Raw genomic sequence first — 1,904 nt, forward strand, 5'->3', positions numbered from 1 at the left:
ATGATGATTGGACTCCTGGTTCACGCCCCACGCTGGCGGACTTGCTATGAACCACCGGCCTCAACTCATCCTGACCCGTAGGGCACCGCCGCGCCCACCCCACACCAGGATCCAGGTCAGATGCCCGTAGCGACTCAGAGCGTCGTAGGAGGCGCCCACCAGGCCCGCGATCAACCACACGGCGATCACCGTTCGCAACGCGCCGTGGGTCCACCGCACCGACAGCCGTGTCAGCTCAGGATCGACCGGCGGGGGAACGGAGGGGTCGCGGGCATGGCTCCCCGGTCGCGTCGCGCTCACGTGTGCCCCCTCCGCACTCCCCGACTCACGCACTGCCATCGGCACGCGAAGCGTGTCCCGTAAGGGCCCGCCGCCGATGTATTGCGAGCGCCCTTGACGGTGTGCTCCATGTTCTCGACCCGGGCCTCGTGAGGGCGCTGACTGTTGCCTTGGCCGCCGCCCTCTCACGTCATGCGACGCGGACCGTTCTTGTCCACTCCGGGCCGAGCGTGAACGGGCTAGTTTGGGCGCGTGCGAACGCCTGAAGAACGCCCCTCGGGGGCCCGTTCGCCCGTCTGGGCGGGCTGAGGGACGCCGATGAGTTCTGCCCTGGAAAGACCGGCGGAGTCCCGACGGATACGCACCGCTTATGCCAGCTCCTTCGTCTTGTGTCTCATCATTGGTCTGGTTGGCCTTGTCGCGTTGGTCCTGGGTGGGGCACCGAGTGATCCGGGCCCGGGCCAGGGTGCCGATCTCGGTCGCTTCCGGCTCATCGCGACGCTGGTTGCCGTCGCGTGCATGTCACTCTCGATTGCCGGGGCACTGCTGCTCCGGCGGAGGTGGCGGCGCCGTCGAGCCCGCCTCATCTTCGCCGTCCCGCCAAGCTGGCCAACGCCGCCGGAGCGGTGGTCACCTCCAGTCGGTTGGAGCCCCAGCTCAGAATTCCCAGAACCGCCGTCGGGCTGGCAGTTCTGGCGTGAACATTGAGCCAGGCGTCAACGCCCCGTCGATTACGGCCCAGTTTTCAGCCGTCGTCGACACGTGGCGAACCGTTCGGGGTCACGCCCGCATCTGCCGCGTTGAGGGCGGGGACGCTCGCCCGCATCTGCCGCTGTAGGGGCGGGGACGCTCGCCCGGTCATGCCGCGATGGGCGTGCGTTCTTGCCCGGTGAGCCATCGTCTACTGAGATAGCCCGTGTGCTCGTGGACCCGCCATGAGCACACTTGTCCTGTCGGCAGAGCCGGGAGCAGGGCGGGTCACCGCGCGAGGCGGATGTCGACATCTCGTTCTACGTAGCCCCACTCGGGGGTCGTGCGGAGTCGGTCTACGAGCTCCTCGAACGCGGGGGCGTCTTGGGGGGCGTACTCGAACCAGGCGAGGAAGTCGAAGGGCTCGCCCAGGTCATGGCCGTGGTAGAGCTGGCGCGCGACTGCCGGCAGGTACTCCAACCCGACCGCGATGTGGTGGGAACTCTCCTCGAGGAGGTCACGGCGTTCGTCCTGAGCGAGCTGCCACCAAGCATCGGACTTGGTGATGGGGATGAGAGCCGCCCGGGTTGCTTCGGGCCGGCCGAGCTGTGGCTGCTTGGCGTCCAGTGCCTCCTGCTCCTCGCGTCGGGTGTAGCGCTTGTAGCTCGTCGTCCCGCGCAGCACCCAGGCCGCCTCGACGTCGCCTGCACGTGACCCGTCGAGCACGGCCAACCGTGAGACCACCGGCAAGGACGGACCAGTCACCGGCTCGATGCGTTCAACCTGCCAGGCGCCCACCCGGCCTCCGGCAAAGACGTTGAGCGGCATGGAAACGACGTTACCGCACCCCTGCGGAATTTGTCAAGGTAGTTGAGGCCGGTGGGTGTTAGGCGGCTAGCTCGATGCCGGTGTTGTCGGCGGGTTGGTTGATCCAG

1 protein-coding gene is annotated in these 1,904 nt (G+C 67.6%); it reads right to left on the bottom strand.

The features are described from left to right. Positions 1–1,257: 1,257 nt before the first annotated feature. Positions 1,258–1,797 carry a chlorite dismutase family protein gene (locus ACYVKA_RS13580; protein ID WP_018023089.1) on the bottom strand — a complete coding sequence of 180 codons (540 nt, stop codon included), beginning with the start codon at positions 1,795–1,797 and terminating at the stop codon, positions 1,258–1,260. Positions 1,798–1,904 lie beyond the last annotated feature (107 nt).

The organism is Luteococcus sediminum, assembly GCF_054783495.1.

What these genes read in the sequence shown, in the direction of transcription:
- ACYVKA_RS13580 (WP_018023089.1), bottom strand. Translation starts at nt 1,797, where the DNA reads ATGCCGCTCAACGTCTTTGCCGGAGGCCGGGTGGGCGCCTGGCAGGTT.